The sequence below is a fragment of the Aporhodopirellula rubra genome (assembly GCF_014192335.1).
GTDB classification, from domain to species: domain Bacteria; phylum Planctomycetota; class Planctomycetia; order Pirellulales; family Pirellulaceae; genus Rhodopirellula; species Rhodopirellula rubra.
This window is the reverse complement of the sequence record NZ_JACHXU010000043.1, coordinates 1-17,583: the sequence shown is the minus strand read 5'-3', so window position 1 is coordinate 17,583 and position 17,583 is coordinate 1. Positions and strand designations below refer to the sequence as shown.

The 17,583-nt window shown below is 56.6% G+C and carries 13 protein-coding genes; 7 read left to right on the top strand and 6 right to left on the bottom strand.

Translation table 11 applies throughout. The annotated features are described in order from the left end of the window. The first annotated feature begins 130 nt into the window (after positions 1 to 130). From FHS27_RS29960 to FHS27_RS29950, 3 genes are all read left to right on the top strand, one after another. Positions 131 to 1,309 carry a vWA domain-containing protein gene (locus tag FHS27_RS29960; protein ID WP_184310000.1) on the top strand — a complete coding sequence of 393 codons (1,179 nt, stop codon included), beginning with the start codon at positions 131 to 133 and terminating at the stop codon, positions 1,307 to 1,309. A gap of 2 nt (positions 1,310 to 1,311) precedes the next feature. Beyond that, positions 1,312 to 1,806 carry a TadE/TadG family type IV pilus assembly protein gene (locus FHS27_RS29955; RefSeq protein ID WP_184309998.1) on the top strand — a complete coding sequence of 165 codons (495 nt, stop codon included), beginning with the start codon at positions 1,312 to 1,314 and terminating at the stop codon, positions 1,804 to 1,806. Between the two features lie 217 nt (positions 1,807 to 2,023). Further along, positions 2,024 to 2,275: a hypothetical protein gene (locus FHS27_RS29950; protein ID WP_184309996.1), complete on the top strand. Its 252-nt coding sequence runs from the start codon at positions 2,024 to 2,026 to the stop codon at positions 2,273 to 2,275. Positions 2,276 to 2,401: 126 nt separating this feature from the next. Here FHS27_RS29950 and FHS27_RS29945 read toward each other — a convergent pair whose 3' ends face one another. Both FHS27_RS29945 and efp read right to left on the bottom strand, forming a co-directional pair. Continuing rightward, a complete protein-coding gene (locus FHS27_RS29945) occupies positions 2,402 to 4,135 on the bottom strand; it encodes a hypothetical protein (RefSeq protein WP_246421332.1) in 1,734 nt (577 codons plus the stop codon). A 301-nt stretch (positions 4,136 to 4,436) separates the two neighbouring features. Next, positions 4,437 to 5,006, bottom strand: a complete 570-nt coding sequence (efp, locus tag FHS27_RS29940) for an elongation factor P (RefSeq protein WP_236624606.1) — start codon at positions 5,004 to 5,006, stop codon at positions 4,437 to 4,439. A gap of 172 nt (positions 5,007 to 5,178) precedes the next feature. Between efp and epmB the strand changes: the two genes are divergently transcribed. The 4 genes from epmB (at position 5,179) to FHS27_RS29920 (ending at position 9,822) form a co-directional block, all read left to right on the top strand. After that, positions 5,179 to 6,312, top strand: coding sequence for an EF-P beta-lysylation protein EpmB (gene epmB / locus FHS27_RS29935; RefSeq protein ID WP_221225499.1), 1,134 nt, complete (start codon positions 5,179 to 5,181; stop codon positions 6,310 to 6,312). A gap of 204 nt (positions 6,313 to 6,516) precedes the next feature. Further along, a complete protein-coding gene (locus FHS27_RS29930) occupies positions 6,517 to 8,184 on the top strand; it encodes an ABC transporter permease (protein ID WP_184310003.1) in 1,668 nt (555 codons plus the stop codon). 297 nt (positions 8,185 to 8,481) lie between these two features. Beyond that, the gene (locus tag FHS27_RS29925; protein ID WP_184309992.1) at positions 8,482 to 9,354 is read left to right on the top strand and encodes an alpha/beta hydrolase; all 873 of its coding nucleotides are present in this window, start codon (positions 8,482 to 8,484) and stop codon (positions 9,352 to 9,354) included. Positions 9,355 to 9,375: 21 nt separating this feature from the next. Further along, on the top strand, positions 9,376 to 9,822 hold the full coding sequence (locus tag FHS27_RS29920; RefSeq protein ID WP_184309989.1) for a response regulator: 447 nt from the start codon (positions 9,376 to 9,378) through the stop codon (positions 9,820 to 9,822). 163 nt (positions 9,823 to 9,985) lie between these two features. On the opposite strand, the gene dnaB is transcribed toward FHS27_RS29920, so the two are convergent. From dnaB to FHS27_RS29900, 4 genes are all read right to left on the bottom strand, one after another. After that, on the bottom strand, positions 9,986 to 11,437 hold the full coding sequence (gene dnaB / locus FHS27_RS29915; RefSeq protein ID WP_184309987.1) for a replicative DNA helicase: 1,452 nt from the start codon (positions 11,435 to 11,437) through the stop codon (positions 9,986 to 9,988). A 175-nt stretch (positions 11,438 to 11,612) separates the two neighbouring features. Continuing rightward, complete coding sequence (locus FHS27_RS29910) at positions 11,613 to 13,268, bottom strand: DnaA/Hda family protein (protein ID WP_184309985.1); 1,656 nt, start codon at positions 13,266 to 13,268, stop codon at positions 11,613 to 11,615. Positions 13,269 to 14,336: 1,068 nt separating this feature from the next. Further along, positions 14,337 to 15,419, bottom strand: a complete 1,083-nt coding sequence (locus FHS27_RS29905) for an ARPP-1 family domain-containing protein (protein WP_184309983.1) — start codon at positions 15,417 to 15,419, stop codon at positions 14,337 to 14,339. Then, entirely contained in the window at positions 15,400 to 17,064 is a 1,665-nt protein-coding gene (locus FHS27_RS29900) for a VWA domain-containing protein (RefSeq protein WP_246421323.1), read from the bottom strand. Before FHS27_RS29900 ends, FHS27_RS29905 begins: the two co-directional genes overlap by 20 nt. Between the last annotated feature and the right edge of the window lie 519 nt (positions 17,065 to 17,583).

The window sequence follows — 17,583 nt, the reverse complement described above, 5'->3', positions numbered from 1 at the left end:
GTCCTGTCCGTAAACGTCCTTCATCGTTGGCCTCCGTGGAATCGAGATGCCTCGATTCTACAAGATTGCCGAAGTTATTTCCGAACAAGTCCTTACTGAGTCTGTTTCAATCATGGCGGAATATTAGGTCATGATTTACGCAAAAACTCACCGACTCATGCATCGTGAAAGCAATCGGAAGTGGCGTGTCTGTTCACTGATGAGCATCCCTGCTGCATCGGCACGAAGCGACAATCGGCGTGGCGCGATGGCGGTCTTGTTGGTGCTGTTATTGCCGGCGATGTTGGCAATTGCCGCGTATTGCATCAACATCGTCTATATGGAATTGGCTCGTACCGAATTGCAGATATCGACTGATGTGGCAACGCGTGCTGCCGGACGCGTGTTGGCCGTGACCGGAGACCAAAAGCTCGCGATTTCAGCCGCTGATCGGTTTCTCCAGGCCAATCCCTACATGAACCAATCGATTTCGATTGGTGGGGCAGATATTGTGTTTGGGAAGTCTTCTAGGAATGCTGAAAACGAACGTTATTTGTTTTCGGAAGCTAAGAACGCCAACGCTGTAAGCATGCGAGCGTTTGGCGATCAAGACGTTCCGATGTTGTTTCCAACCCTCGGAGTGCCCGTTCAGTTTCGTCCGATTAAGCGAGCCATTGCGACTCAGGTTGAACTCGATGTGGCGATCGTTTTGGATCGATCGGGATCGATGGCGTACGGACATGATGAGGTCGCAAGTCGAAATCCTCCCGCATCGGCGCCTGCCGGATGGAAGATGGGTGATCCCGTTCCGCCTAACGCACGATGGCTCGACACCGTCGCCGCGGTGAACGGTTTTCTCGACATCATGGAGTCGTCCAGCCATGATGAAAAAGTGTCGCTTAGTACGTACAGCGACAAATCGAGCACGGATGTGAAACTGTCGAGCGATTATTCGGAAATTCGAAACGCGATGCATTCGCATTCCTTGCGATTCAAGGGCGGGGCTACCAACATTGGTGCCGGGATTCTTGAAGGCGGGAAGGCACTGGGCGATAAAAAGCTGGCTCGCCCATGGGCGTCGCGAGTCCTCATCGTTTTGAGTGATGGAATTCACAATACCGGTACGTTACCTGTCCCTGCGGCTCAGCAAGTCGCGTACGAAAAAGTAATGATTTATACGGTCACATTCTCTGATGAGGCCAACGTTGCCGAAATGGAGACGGTCGCCTCGAAAGGAGGCGGTCAGCACTACCACGCCAAAGATGCCGCACAGCTAGCGGATGCGTTCAAGCAGATCGCCAAGAGCCTTCCTACGCTGATCACGTTTTAGTCATGAAGAAAACTGCACTCAGGCCACGTGGCTCACGAAAACGATCGCGACAGGGAGCCGCGTTGGTCGAGTTTGCGATTGTGCTGCCTGTCATGATGTTGTTCTTCACCGCAATGATTGAAATCTCGCGGATTTTGATGCTGCAACATACCGCAGACACTGCTGCTTACGAGGCGGCGAGGTCGGCAATGGTTCCCGGTGCCACGGTATCGGAGGCGGAGTTGGAAGCTCAGATTTTGCTCGATGCAGCAGGACTTGTCGCGACCCAGGTGACCGTCTCTCCTTCCGTCATTACGGAGGAGACGGCGTTCATCACTGTGCGTGTGGAAGTTCCGGTCGAGGAGAATTGCTGGATCACGCCTGACCAGTTTACGAATTCTGCTGTTGTCAGCGAGGTGACCTTACTGACCGAACGCTCACCAATCGTGCGGCTGACGGGCATTCCGGAACTCAAGGCCAAAAAGTCGAAGCTCAAAGGCGAGAAAACGGAGCTTTAGAGCGAGTGGAGGATGGTTCTCGCGAGTTGAATTTTGGTTTGATGTTAAAAGCCGAGGGCTCGGGCACGTCTCGAAGGCAGTGCCCGATTGCCATCTCGGGTGTCATCGTTCACGCTTTATCTCTCATGTTTTGACGGGTTCTGTGTTCTGAGGGGCTTCGCGTTTTCAAAGCCCGTGTTTTCAATGAATAGGGTGCAACGGTTTTGGGGGCGTTGGCATGCGTTATCTGAAGTTGGTTGCCGTGGTTGGTTTGCTGATCGTGATCTGGTTGGTCGCGCTGCCATGGGTTGCGCGGCGGGCGACGACTCGGCAATACATTGAGCGACTGGATGCGCGGGGCATTGATCCATCGGCGATGTACTACACCGAATTGCCACCGGATCTCTTCGCCGATGCGGAATCTCACCTTGGAAGGCCGACGGCGGGCGAGGAGGCTCGCGACGCAATCGACGGTGAGTCGCCTCAGTAGTGAAGCGGGGGGAGGGTCGTGATTCGTCCCGAGAGTTCACGACAATTCCATCGCTGGTGCGAATAGTGTCTCGGTGAAGCTAGCGGCGAATCGCGGCCAGCGATTCGCGCGATCGTTCCCGTCTGCTCAGACGCCTTCGCGAAGGCGGTCGAAATATTGGCGAGTTTGTTCGCGTTCGTCGCGAGGCAGGACTTGGTCTTCGAGCGGGTCGCCCTCTTCGCTGATCGAGGATTCGATGACGTTCCGGATCGCTTCACGGGTGAGTCCTTTCCGGTTGGGGCCGTCGGCGAAACCGGCGATCACGGCGCGGCCACGTTTTACATCCCCGCGAACTTGGGTGTCGTAGGAGTTCGTATCGGTTTCTTCTTCTGGACGATCACCTTTGCCGTTACCTTCCCCCATGCCGAAACCGGGGCGACCTTCGTTGCCAAAGCCGCTGCCCATGCATTGTTGGCAACCTTCGCCGTTGCAGCTGTTGCAATTCATTTGGTCTTTGGATTGCGATAGATCGTTGAGGGCGTCCTGGAGGTCTTCGAGTTCCTCCATCGCGGCTTGCATTTCACCGAGTTGCTCGCTCATTTCCTGCATCGCATCGGCTGCGGCTTTGGAGTCGCCTTGTTGCATCGCTTCGGCGGCGTTCTGCATGGCCTTGGCCATTTGTTGCATCTGCTGCATTTGGGCGTCGGCGGCTTCCGCGTCGTTTAATTTTTGTTGCATCTTGGCCGCGTCTTCAGTGCGGCCTTCCCGTTTGGCTTGTTCGATTTGTTCGCGGAGTTGCTCTTTTTTCTGTTCGTGTTGTTTGACGGCGTCCTTCATTTGTTCGGCGAGTTTTTTGGTTTGCTCGGCGAGCTTCTTCACTTCTTTCTCGCCCATCTTTCCGTCTTTGACCTTTTGAGCGAGCTTGCGGATTTCTTCCGCAGCGTTCGCGAAGTCGCCTTTTTGGATCTGGTCAGCGATCTTTTCGGCAGGGCCTCCGTCGAGTCCTTTCATTTGGGAAAGGGTTCGGCGGAGTTGGTCGGGCGAGCCGATGCGGTCCTTGCGTTCTTGAATTTGGTCTTTGATTTCGTTGAGTTGGATCAACGCGTCTTTCCGGTTGAGCGAATCGCTCTTGGTGATGTTTTCGAGTTGTCGTTCCATGTTCTGAAACAATTCCTGAGCCTCTTTGAGTCCTTTGGCTTCGGAGGCTCGGCGTTGTTCGGCGATGCGTTTCTTTAGCTCGGCAGCGACGGCTTTGACTTGGCGGACTTCGGCCGAATCAACGTTCGACGCGATCGCGTCACCGTTGATCGAGGCTGGTTCGACCACCATGATCATGGCGGCAAGAATCGGAATAATGGATAGTGGCAGCCAAGCGGCGCGACCGGCGCGGAGTGGGAACTTTTCGGCGATGTTCAGCGAGCTGGCTCGTGAGGAGGCATCATCGACGAGGGCGTCAGCGAAACGCGAGGAAGCCGCGGAGGTGCCTGTCGGCGTGTTCGATGTGGTGACTGCAAGCGAGCTGCTGAGTCGTTCACGCAGTCCGAAACGGTTGTCGATTTCCGCTGCGACGTCGGCTCGCGATGGGGCGTGCCACCATGCGTCGACGGCGGCGGCGATCAGTGCCAGTGTCAGTGAACCGATCGTCCAAGCGGCAATCCACTGGGCCGGTTGGACGTTCGTGCCTGACTCGTTTTGCGAAATGCCAAACGCGGAGGTGAGGGTTGCTAATGGGACGACGGCCATCGCGGCAACGGCGATCGTGCTGATCAGCAAGGCTGCAAACATCGTGATCGCAAGCGTCTTGCCGAATCGCCCAAGGACCAGACGCCGGCGAGCCGAGTCAACTTTGGCGAGGATGGTGTCGGTGGAGGGCAAAGACATGTCGGTGATCCGTTGGCACAAACGAAGTCGAGCGGCAATGTGGTCCGCTCACACTCAGATTGTAACGGGTTCGCAACCCAGCAAACTCGGCTTCAGGACAGAAATTTTGCCAGATTTCGGGGCCGCGGAGTAACGCACGACTGGCCGCGAGGGGCCAGCGATACCGAGGGAGGCGTTGTGCCTGCACGCAAACGAGCCTCTCGGAGGCTCGTGTTAGCTGCGGTATTGCGGTGGCGTCCGTTCGGAGATACGGACCGACATGAGCGGCACGCGGGCGTTTGTGGCATGCCCGCGGCGAGATCTAGTTGCTGACGCGTTCGACGTATTCGCCGGTTTGCGTGTTGATCTTGATGACGTTGCCTTCTTTGATGAATCCGGGGACGAGGAATTCGGCTCCGGTTTCCATCTTGGCGGGTTTCGTCACGTTGGTTGCGGTGTCGCCCTTGGTTCCAGGAGCGGTTTCGACAACTTCGAGCTGCACGTGCTGTGGGGCTTCGACGATGATCGCGTTCCCGTTGTACAGCGTCATGCTGCATTCCATGCCGTCTTTGATGTATTTCCAGATGTCGCCGGCGACGTCCGAGGTGACTTCGTATTGTTCGAACGTGGTACCGTCCATGAACACGTAATCTTCGCCCTGGCGGTACAGGAATTGGACGTCGGTCGTTTCGACGTCGGCCGATTCGAGGGAATCGCCACCTTTGTAAGTCCGGTCGAGGGTGGTGCCGCGGATCAGGTTTTTCATTTTGCACTTGTAAAGTGCATTGCCTTTGCCGGGTTTGACGAACATCATTTCGGTCATCAAATACGGCTCGCCGTCGATTTGGATTTTGAGGCCTTTGCGAAAATCGCTAGTGTTGTACGTTGCCACGGCGGGCGTCACTCCCAAACGGAAAAGAAAATCTGTGAATCAGGACCATCGCCATCTCTGCAGCGACTCAGCGTCCACGGTGAATCGGAAGGCCGAAAGTTTAACGACCGACGGCACAATTGTCCTGCCCCTTTCCGACAAAGATTTTTCGACCCGGGAATCAAGTCCCGCGATGCAAAAGACGCCCCCCGACGAGTCACGGATCAGATCGGTTGAGGCGCCCATGCAGGTCGGTTTTGCCGAGGAAATCGGTGTCGATACGGAAAGCAGTGAGTGTGGCACCGGAGCGACGGGATCGATGGGCTGCGAGAAAGCCGACCGTCCCGAAGACGACCGCTGGATCGAATCGATGCGAAACGCGGTTCGATCGGCGGGGGAGCTGCGTCGTTTGTTGCGAATCGATGATCGGTCCAGCGAGACGGCAGGGCGGGATTCGGATTACGGATTTCCGGTGTTCGTTCCACGCGAATTCGCCGCGCGGATGCAAATTGGCGATTCGAAGGATCCGCTGTTGCGGCAGGTGTTGCCGGTCGACAGCGAGGGGGTGGAGGTTGCCGGATTCGGCGCCGATCCGGTGGGCGATTTGCAAGCGAATGTGGCGCCGGGCGTGCTGCACAAGTATTCGGGTCGGGCGTTGGTGGTCACCACGGGGGCCTGCGGAATCCATTGTCGTTACTGTTTTCGACGGACGTTCCCGTACAACGAAGCTGGTTCTCGCCGAGACGCGTACGAACCCACGATCGAGTACCTTCGCCAACGAAGTGATGTCGAAGAGGTGATTCTCAGCGGCGGCGATCCTTTGACGATGATGGACGCAGCGATTGATTCGTTGTTAAAGAAGATTGAGTCGGTCGGGCATGTGCGTCGGTTGCGGATTCATTCGCGGATGCCGATCGTGATTCCGTCTCGGGTCAACGCGTTCCTGATTGAGCGGTTGCGGCGGTCTCGATTAACGGCGTGGATGGTGGTCCACTGCAACCATGCCGCGGAAATTGACGAGGAAACGGCGGAGGCGATGGCGAGAATGGTCGATGCGGGGATTCCGGTTTTGAATCAATCGGTTTTGCTGCGGGGCGTCAACGATGACGCGGAGACTCTTGAGGCGTTGTCGCGGGCATTGATGGAGTGCCGCGTGATGCCGTATTACCTCCATCAGCTCGATCGAGTTTCCGGGGCGTCGCACTTTGAAGTGGCGGCGGATCGTGGTCGTGAGTTGATCGAACAGTTAGAATCTCGGCTGCCCGGGTTTGCGGTGCCTCGTTATGTGGCCGAGATCGCGGGCGAGAAATCAAAGACTCGTTTGTGATGCCATTGATGCCCGGCACAGCGATCGTGCGGTTGCGGGTATGATATGTTCGCTATGTCGAAACTGTCCACGACGTTCGAACCGATGGTGGAGTCTCGTTTGTTTTGGAGATGGCGTTTGGCGTGACGTCGTTGTTTCCCGTTTCGTCCATCGGCGGCTAATCAGGCAATCACTCATTTGAATTTTGACGCACTCTTATCGCGGTTGCCGACACGTTGGAACCTTCCTGCGGGATTCGGATTTAAAAACAATCCGGTGCTGCAGCGTGAACTGTTGGTGAATTTGCGAACCAACCGCGCGTTCATCTTGCTCGCGGTATATCAGGTGCTGCTCGCGGCGGTCACGTTGATCGCGTGGCCGAGTGATGAGCGTTTGGATTTAACTCAAAGTCCACCATCGGCACGGCGGCTCGTCGATCTGTTCTTTTTGGGGCAGTACGTGATCGCATCGTTGATCGCGCCGAGTTTTGCCGCGGGGACGATTTCGGGTGAGAAGGAACGGCAAACGTATGAGATGTTATTGGCCAGTCCGCTGCGGCCGGGCGCGATCGTGCTCGGAAAGTTGGTCGCGGCGCTGACTCATCTCGCGTTGTTGATTGTCGCTTCGTTGCCGATCATCGTGTTGTTCTTGCCGCTCGGTGGTGTGAGCGTTTACGAAGTCGCGGCGGCGTATCTCGGGCTGTTCGTCTCGGTGATTTTGTTTGGCGCGATCGGCGTGTTTTGCAGCAGTTACTTTTCTCGCACGAGCAACTCGTTGGTCGTCAGTTATCTGGTGATCTTGCCGTTGGTGATTGGTGGTGTGTTGTTGTGGCAATCGCTCGCGGCGGATGGGTTGTTGCGTTTGAAGGTGATTGTGTTTGTCGTTCCGGCATTCGCAATCTCAGCAGTGATCTTGATGGCCGCGGCGACCGCGAGTCGGCTGTTGTATCCGCCTGATGTCGGCAGTGAGGGCAAGGAGATCATCGACCTCGAACAGGAAGCGGCGGAGGCGGTCGGTTTGGTGATCCAGCCCGATCAGTTTCCTGATCGATTGTTCGCGCCGCCGCGACGTGAGTCGTTGATGGAGGACGGTGCGAACCCCGTTTACGACAAGGAAATCCACGGCGAGATCTTTAGCCAGGGAACGTTGATGCTGCGTCTGGTGATCCAGATCAGCATTCTGTTGGCGATTCCCTTGATGGGCGTTTTACTGTTTTGGCAGACGCCTCACGCACCGTGGTTTGCGGTCTACGTGATCGTTTTTAACTTGTTGGTTGGCCCTGTTTTTTTAGCGGGCACCTTCACGAGTGAACGCGAGCGTCAGACGTTGGATTTGTTGCTGACGACGACGCTGTCGCCGTGGAAAATCTTTTGGGGCAAATTCGTTGTTGGGTTTCGCGTCGCGTTCGTGCTGACGAGTTTCCTGGTGTGGCCGATGTTGCTCGGGCTGGTTTTGAATCCCGATTTTTACACGAATTGGGTTTTGGTGATCGGTTTGTTTGCGGTGCCGATTGTGGTGTCAGTCGTCAATGCGTTTGTCGCGATCACCGCGTCGTTGTACCAGACTCGAACGTCGATGGCGTTGATGACGACGTACGTCGTGTTGATTGTACTGTATGTGCTCCCACCGGGGATGAGCACATTGGCATCGACACTCAATCTATCATCTCAGACGCAGCGGTGGGTTGACGTGCTCGGCGTGACGAGTCCTTTTCGCGCGTTGTTCGCTTTGCCGATGGATCAGCATTTGTTGCGAGTCGATGAATCGTCGCTCGCGTATGCCGGTCAACCGATGTTAGTGGTCGGATATTTCGTTTGCAGTGTCGCGTTCACCATGATTGCAATGTTTTTAATCTCAATCAAAATGAAACGGCTCGGCGGCCACTTGGAATGAATCTCACGCTCAATCATGCAGACGACTCTTTCAGCGTGTAAGCTTGTCGTCGACGCGCGTGTGCGGTGCAAATTGTGTGCGGCGTTGTATCGCTATGATGACAAAGACGTGTTGGCTGAGTTTGCTAGCATTCTGAGTTAGGCGGTTCAAAGTAGACGAACTTTTTGATGGCCGGTTGTTTCGGCGTTGACAAACACAGGGTGGTGAAACTAGCTTTCATGTCAGCCCGCTTTGACCTTCATGGCATGCAAAATTTGTCTGCCAGATTGCTTCGCTCCTCTTCGACAAGGACTTCCAATGAGTGGTTCGTTTTCACGCCGTTGGACGTCGAGACCGGTTTCGGAAGCTTCGGAACTCGAACAGCATTCGGGTGATGATCCCGAAGGTGACTCGCGAAGCGATGAGAATGAAACCCCCACCCAACGATCGTCCGTTCCACGGCTTTCAAACGTCAAGCGACGTCGCAGTGTGCAGATGCTCACTCCGTTGCACTATCAACACGGTTATCAGTACCCGCTGATCGTGTGGTTGCATTCGGCCGGATGCAACGAGCGGCAGATCGAACAAGTGTTGCCTCACGTTAGCACTCGCAACTACGTCGGATTAGGCGTCCGTGCGACGATCGCGACCGATGTCCGTGGCTGTGGTTTTGATTGGCCAAGCGGACGTGACGCGGCTGCGAAGGCATCGGAAGTGGTTCTCGACGCGATCGACCAAGCGATGGAAGAGTATTCGATTCATCCCGAACGAATTGTATTGGCGGGGTACGGCACGGGAGCGACGTTGGCGTGCAAAGTCGGATTGTTGCAGAGCGATCGGATCGCCGGTGTGGTCCGGATGGGTGGTCGTTTCCCAGATGCTTCGGGTGTGTTTAAGAATTTTAAACGATTGCGTGAGCGACGCATGCCAATGTTATGGCAGCAGGCCATCAACGGCGTCGATGACGACCCTCAAATGCTGCAACGGGACATCACGGCGGCGCAGTGCATTCGCGCCCAGGTGGAGATTCGTCAGTACCGCGGCGATGAAGTTATGAATACTGTGGCGTTGAAGGACATCGACCGCTGGTGTTTTGATAAGATCATCGCTCCGAAACCGACCGAGGCATGTGTCGGCGAAGCCAGTTTGGATGGCTCCGAGTTCACGATGGTGGATTTTTCGGCGAATTGATCCTCCTGAGTGAATCGCAACATGAATCTATCGACGAACGAGCAAACGGATGTGGTCCCCGAATCGGATACTGCTAAAACGGGACCCAAGGTATTGTTGGTCGATGACGATGCGGAAATCGTCGAAACGGTAAGCTACGCTCTGGAGTCCGCGGGGTACGAAGTCATCGTCGCTCGCGATGGCAATCAGGGGCTCGCTCTCGCTGAACGTGAAAACCCGAAGTTGATGATTTTGGACATGATGATGCCCAAACGCAGCGGCTTTCTGGTGTTGGAAAAACTGCGCCGCGAACTCGACCTGCCGCTGCCGGTGATCATGATCACGGGAAACGAAGGCAGTCGGCATCAGGCGTACGCGGAATTGCTAGGCGTCAGCGAATACATTCGCAAGCCGTTCTCGATGGACCGTCTGCTCGACGCGGTGGCACGGTTACTCGCTGAGTCGACTGAAAAGAGCGGCGACGAGTAGTTTCGCGGCGGCGATCTCGATGTGCGAACGTTTAACGCACGTGAACGGCTGCTTGAAATGATTTGATGCGTTTGCCGTTGCCACACGGAGGGCTATGTTGCGGCCAATAATCGTGTGAGCGTTTGTCTGTATCGGCAGTCTGTTCGTGAGGCTTCGCCGCGTTTTAGAAGCCACCGGGTGAGGTGAATTCGCGGTAGTCGTCGAATTCGCTGTGGGATTCGGCGGCGCGGTTGGAAAATCGCGTGAAGTCGCCTTCCCATGTCAGCTCGACATCGCCGACGGGACCGTTCCGTTGTTTCGCGATGATGATTTCCGCCTGGCCGGCGAACTGTGCCTTTTCGTCACCGCGGTGGTAGTACTCCTCACGGTGGACGAACATCACAACGTCGGCATCCTGCTCGATAGCACCCGATTCACGCAGGTGGCTGAGTTTCGGACGGTGGTCTTTGCCTTCTTCGGCTTGCCGGTTCAACTGTGACAGACACAGCAGCGGGACTTCGAGTTCCCGGGCCATCCCCTTAAGGCGCCGTGCGATCTTCGACACCTGTTCCTGTCGGGGGTCACGGGAGTTATCCGGTTCGATCAGTTGCAGGTAATCGATCACGATCATGCCGAGTGCGTCCTGGCGACGTTTGATTCGACGAGCCGCAGCGGCGATCTCGCTCACCGTTCGGCTGGGTGAATCGTCAACGAACAGTGGTGCCTGGCTGATGTCGTTCGCTTTGCTGACGAGACGGTCGCGGTCGTCGGACGAGATCGTCCCGTTTCGCAATCGGTGACCGTTGACGCGAGCCATTGAGCAGAGCAATCGGTCGGCGAGCTCGATGGCGGACATTTCCAAGCTGACGAAGAGGACCGGTTCGCGTTGGACGCACGCGACGTGCTCGGCCATGTTCATCGCGAGAGCCGTTTTACCCATTGAAGGACGAGCGGCGAGAATGATCAGTTCGCCGGAGTGCAAACCGCCGGTCATTTGATCGAAATCGGTAAGTCCCGTCTCGGCACCGCCATCAACATAATCGTCTCGCATCCGGGCTTCCATGCGGTCCATGGCTTGGTGCAAGACGTCACTGATCGCGTTCACGGCGCTGGAACTGCGGCCGTCCATGATTGCGAAGACTTTCTGTTCGGCCTGGGCGCACAGTTCTTTCGCGGTGCTCGATTGTTCGTAGGCTTCGCGAAGGATCTCGGTGCTCGATTCGATCAGGCGCCGAAAGACCGCTTTTTCGGTCACGATCTCCGCGTAATAGACCGCGTGGGCCGCGTTCGCGACGCTGCCCGAAAGTCGAGCGAGGTAGGCGGCGCCGCCGACCTTTTCGAATTCACCCGACGTGCGCATGCGAGAGACCAGCAGCGTGATGTCGATTTTCTCGCCGGTGTCGTACATGTCACGCAGGTGACCATAGATGATGCGGTTGGCGTCATCGTAGAAGTCGTCGGCGCGGAGCGACGCGATTTCGTCACAGATGTCGGGCATCAGCAGGATGCTGCCGATCACGCCCATTTCGGCTTCGAGTTCGTAGGGCTGCTGCCGCTGTAGGATTTCGCTCGCCGAGACTTCTTTCTTTTTCTTGTCGCGAAATCCCGAGCCCTTTGGGTTTTGGTCTTTGATCATCCGTGCGATAGCTGTGTTGAAGGAAAGCGTACAAGAGAGGTGAGCGTTCGGAACTAGGTTCGATCGTCAGGATCGAGGCCGGGGCACGCAAGTCGGGCCGTGGCGGCGAGCAATCGATGGCAAGAATGCCGTTTCGGACGGCTCGGCGAAAGGTACCTTTCTGAGCACTTTTATTCTACGCCCGCAGCCGTGCTTCGACACGGGCAATTGCGTCAGCGGCGGCCATTGCAGCGTCGCCGCCGCCGATCGTTTTGCCGCTGGCGAGCCATTCTTCCACCTTTTGTTGGGCCGCGATGGCCCCCGTGTGGCTGCGGCGACCGAAGTGTTTCGCGATTTCGGTGAACGCGCTGCCGGTGTGTTGGCGGGCGAGATACATCGCAAGGGTTCGCGGTTCACTGACGCGTCGCGTTTGAGCTTTGCCGCGGAGTCCATCGCCCTCGAGTCCGAACGCCTCGCAAACGGCACGCTCGATTGATCGCAGCGAAGGTGCCGAGCGGGTGTTTCGCATCAGGTCGCCGCCGAATTGACGGATCTCGTCGATCGTGGGTTCGCGGCGGAACATCCGCTGCAGCATGCCGATCAGGTTGGCGACACCCGTGACGGCTCGCGCGTCGCCGCCGACCGCTTCGCTGACTTCGGCTAGCAGCGACGGATCGCAGTCCAGCACGCAGCGTGTCTTCACCAGGCGTGTGAGCAGGTTCAGACGAGTCGCGGGGTCGAGAGCCAGTAGCGGGCAGACCAAACCGGACGCCATCCGACCTGCGACTTCGCCGGTCAGGCCGCGGATATCGGCGGGAGGCAGGTTCGCGGTGAAGACTAACGGTTTCCCCGCCGCCGAGAGTGTCTCGAGCGTGTAGAGGGCTTCGCGGAGCGTTGCGGTTTTGGACGCGAGGAAATGAACGTCGTCGATCAGCAATGCGTCAACTTCGCGGTATTTGCGTCGGAAACTAACGAGGCCGGTGGAGTTAACCGAACCGACAAAATCGTTGGTGAACTGTTCGGCGGTCAGGACAATGACGCGCCGCATCCTTCGTCGACGACGAAACTCTTCCGCGATAGCGGCGAGGAGATGCGATTTGCCGGTTCCGGTCGGACCATGCAAAAACAGTGGCGTGGCGATCTCAGGCGTCGACATCGCCATTGTGGCGGCAGAGAACGCGAAATCGTTGCACGGGCCGGAGATAAAGCTGTCGAGGGTCCGGCCGCTCGTGGGCAACGATTCTGGGATCGGAAGATGATCGGTGTTGCCCGATTCACGCCGCGAACCGCCTCGCGATCGAGACGTCGGTGCACGGTCTTCGTCGTCATCGTCTTCCTCGTCGAGTTCATCGCTGCGACGAGTGAGTTTGGAATCGGAGAGCAGGTTGGAAAGTTTGCCCGCGCCGCCGTGCTTTTTGCCGCGTCCGCGTTTGTCGGCGGTGCGTGATGTTTTTTTCGATGACGCACGTCCGTCGGATTCGTCTGCGGTTGCGCCGGCTTTCGCATTTCGCCCGCGTTGTTTCTTGCTCGCAGACGTGTCGTCGTCGATCAACGATGGTTGCTCGGTGGCTTGGTCAATTTCCAAGCGAAAGCGTGCGCGATCGCCGAGTGCCATGACCGATGCGGCGCGGAGTTCCGTGGTGAAGTTCTTTGTAATCCGGTCGGCCGCAAACGGGCCGCTGACTAGCAGCACGATGACTTCGGCGTCGTCGTCCTCAGACTGCTCAACGTCGAATCGGATTCCGTGCGTGAACCACAGTCGGAACCGGTCGGCTCCTATGCGTTGTCGCAAGGCATCAGCGAATCGCTCGATGGCCTCCTGCGTCTCGATGCTGCCTTGCGTCGACGACATACCGGTAGCGACAACTCCCTCTTGGATGAAAATGGCGGTAAAGGCGATGAACGTACGCCTTCACAAAATCGAATAGATTCCGGCGAGCTTCTCGCTGTTGAAGACAGCGTAGAAAAACGCGTTTCTAAAAGCAAAAAACGTGGTTTAAAAAGTCGACCGGATTCGAAGGTCTCTCTCGCTTCCGCCAGTTGGGCCTCCTGCGATGAGTGAGGCAGATTCTAGGTTTGCTAGCAAACAAGTCAAACGGTCTCGCTCAAGTTTTCGCGTCTGCCAGCCGACTAGTCTCGTGCCGGTGGCTAGGCATCGCAAATAACGGCATGATCCAATTCGGTCTCTAACACGTCCACTCCATATGAGTCGGCAAACCGACTTTCCTAACTAGTGGAAAATCTGTCGATAACCTGATCTGCATCAAAAATTCACGATCCTGATCGGTCGGTAAAGTCTTGTCTGCAGAGTAGTTGCATCAACGTGTGGACGCCAGATTGAAAATCCATCGCTAAAAACCGACATCGGCGACCCAGCCTGCTAAGCGAAATTCAGCGCCCGAAACACGGAGATGAAGGGCGGTCATTACGTCGCAGCGGAAGATGGGTAAGATGCGTGGACTGGTGTAATCCTAGAGACCATTCGGGGGCGTCTCAGGAGCGAATTTTGAGTGCCGCGTTCGGGGGTAGCCTTGTCCCGCTGCCATGAATGAGTGACCGGCCCGATCGCGCGCGATGTTTTCGAGGTAGGCGGGATAACTCGAGGGGAGGCCGCGTCGCCTCGTTAATCGATCGTCTTTGCCTCGTCCGCCGACTTAGCGGAATGCGAAAGGGTGACACGTTGTTGGATGGGGGCCGACATCTTTCGGTTTGCGATTCCCGGGGGAGAGATGAACAGGTGTTCGCGTGGAGCGAGATCGTCAGTGCGTGCTGTTTTTCAGTTCCTCGACGGCAGCTGGATTCAGACGAATTCGGAGGGCATGATTCGGGATCGCAGAATTACTGCAAACGAAAAAAAACGCCCGCACCGGAATTCACCGATACGGGCGGTTTTCAATTTGCCTCGCAGATTCTTCGTTGATCAAATCGCAAACGGTTCCGCACGCGACCATTTCTGTGTTTTGACAAAGAGTTGGGTCGCGGGCAGTGACGCGTAGACGATCGTTTCGCCGTCTCGGATCACCTGCCCGGTAAAGTGTTCCGATTCGGCGGTCTCGATGGTCACGTCAACGCGAGCCTTTTTGTCCGCCACCTCTTCTTCGCGAACCAGGGTGAGTGGTTCATCGAGGAGGACGCGAACGGTCGATCGGGCTCGTTCGTCTTCCTGGCGTGCGATTTCAGCGATCAGGGATTCGAGTTCGTCGAGCGATTCGATTTGCAGCGGCAATTGCACTCGCGGTGAACGGTCCGGGGACCGATCTCCACCGGCCTTTGACGCCTCGATCGCGAGCGACCCGTAGCATTCACGAATCAGGCTCGGCCAAATGCTTTGCCAGTACGCGAACGATGGTGCTCGTTCGACTCCCACGACGCGGTCATCGATCAGGATGATTGCTCCGATTTGATTCGGCACGCTTTCAAACTCAGCGACAAACTCATCGAGTTCCTTCTTGAATGCTTTCAGGAAGTATTCGAGGTGACCTTTTCCGGCGACGCCCATGCTTTCGTTGAATGTCGAGATATCATCCCACAGTTTGCGGAAGTCCTTCGTTGCTCGCTTTTCGATTGCCTTTTCGCGAAGCGCGTGAGGAAGGATCAACATTCGGTACGCACCCTTTGCGATCAAACCGCCCTGGGCCGCTTGAATACACATCGCGGTGTCGTATCGACGATCGCCGGCAGCCGCGACCACGCCGGCGTGAGCCATCGCATGGTCTTGTGCGTGCTGCTTGACGACGTAGCCGGCATGGCAGGGAACGATCATGGTCGAGGCACTCGAGTTGCGGAAACCGAGCGTTCCGTAACTGGTCGTGTAGACCGCCGCGTCGCACTGCATCGGTGACACAAATCGGTCGTCGGACAGGTCGACGTTTTCGTCGCCGAGGACCAACGGGATGACCTGCATGTAACCGACGCTCTGCAGCCGACCGGCTTCGCAGCCCCGGAGGACTTCGCGAAGTTCGATTTGGCTGCGGGCGTTCTTCTTACGCTTTCGAAATACCATCGTTCACCTCCAACACGGGACGAAGATCCCGTTGGTTTCGAGCAGCGGTCAATGACAACTGCCGTAATTTCGTCATACCGAACAAAGCGGCCACGCCACGATCGACGTCAGCCTCCATCAATGCCTTTAACAATCCCAGACCGATTGACTCAGGGTTGTTCACCGGCATCGCCACGAGGGTGTCGCTCAATTTGCGAACGCCTCGCGACTCAGCCGCGAATACCGGAGTGAATTGGTGGATCGGTGTCTTCACACCCATCCGACGTACCGCCGCGACGACATCGGCAAAACGTCCCGCGGGCGCGTTTTCGTATCCGTCGGTCAGCACGAAGACTGTATCAGGTTCCTCTTTCAATAGTCGAACCAGGCCACCGGCCAGCGACGTGTCGCCGGAAGGTTGAACCAGTTCGCAAACACCCATCGTCGTTCCATCGCTGGTCAGCACCGAAGACTCTTCAGCCGTCGCTACTAACATGTCGCGTAGAGCGAGTGCGGTCGCGATCGGTCGACGGGCCTGGGTGTCGTGGCCGACCATTGATAGCGACGAGTCAATCAACACACCGACTCGGTCGAATCGAACGGGCAATTGAGCCGCAGCGCGTTTTGCCTTCTCAATCAGGGCATGACGGATTGCGTCCGTCATTCCCATTTCGAATGCGTAGACATACAGTCGAACCGCGTCGTAGCGAGCCGGATCGAATTTCACGTCGACGCCCGCTGCGGAAGCTTTTCGCTGAACCGCGATCTTTTGACCACTGGTCAATTGCGACTTTGTCAACGCGAGCACATCGGCGCTCGATCGTTCCCGGTGGAATCGGCTGCGCAGACCTTCCATCGTTTCGGTCGGGAGGACCGATCCGCGGGCAAAGTCTGATTTCGCGTCTCGATACGCAGCCAGTCGTTCCAACGTCACGGTGTTCTCGTCACCCAAGATGAATCGAACACATTGCTCGACACGTTCATGGGTGGCGGCGACGCCGACGGTGGTTTGCGACTGGATCACGCGATCCGTTCGGGCAATCAGTCGTGTCAGATTCTTGCGCACGATTTGCGATTCGGATTCGGTGCGATCGCCAGCAGGTTTCGCCAACACGCAGCGTAGGATGCTCGCCACTCGGCGACCCCATGCGTGCGTGAACGCGACCCGCAATTTGGTGCGATACTTCACCGCCCAAAATTCCAATGAGTCTGCGTTAAGCAAAGTGTCGAGGATCAATCGTCGCGTGCGAGCGTTGTTGATCCGCTCGCGACGCAGCGTACCGAATAGCTTTAGCATTCGTTGCGTTGGCAATTCCTGCACCAACCGTTGAACCACAATCGATCGCGTTTGGGCCGACAACAGTCCGCCCACGGTGTTCGTTTGCAGCAATCGACGCACGCCGATTTGTCGGCTGTAGTCGGTAACGCCTGGCATTAACAATGCAGCCGCATACACGTCGCAATCGACTTCCATCAGATCAAGATGCGCAGCTTCAACGGCAGCGGTCTGTTCTTCGCGTGAGTTGTAAAACGTACCGCGTCCGGTCGCGATGGCGGCGGAGTCCAAGAACGATGCGAACGCCAACGGGATCAGCTCTCGCTTTGACTCCGTCAATCCGAACGTGACCATGTCGTTGGTGGTTGCGGTTGTGATCAGATCGTGCATGAACATCTCCTGTGGATGTTGAACGTGTCGGGTAACGACACGTTGGTCGAAAGAAAGCTGGGAGAGGGAATTGGTCAAGGTCTTTCGGAGAAAGCTTCTCTAGCTTCCGCGGTCTCAATCCACGTTCTTGAATTGACGAATAAGTTCCCAGCGATCACGCCCCCGAGGGGACATGGAAGAGATTCGAGAGAAGGTGCCGGTCATGTTTGAAGCACGGGATTCGAACCCGTTACAGTCAGATTAAGAATCTGATGCTCTAACCGAATGAGCTAGCTGGAATGACGTGCGAGTTCTCGAATCAAAAACGCGGATGGGATTCGAACCCATCAGCGAGAACGTTGGGCGTTCGTCGCTGAACCGTTTTGCATACCGCGTTTGTTGTGATGTTTGTGTGAGTGTCTGTCTGCAGGCTGGCAGCCTGCGTTAGTGCGCCTGCAAAGGCGATTGAATAGTCAGGTGCAAGTCCTGATCGGGGAGATCGTTACCGCCTCGTAGCTGATGGTAACTGCGTTTTCAACA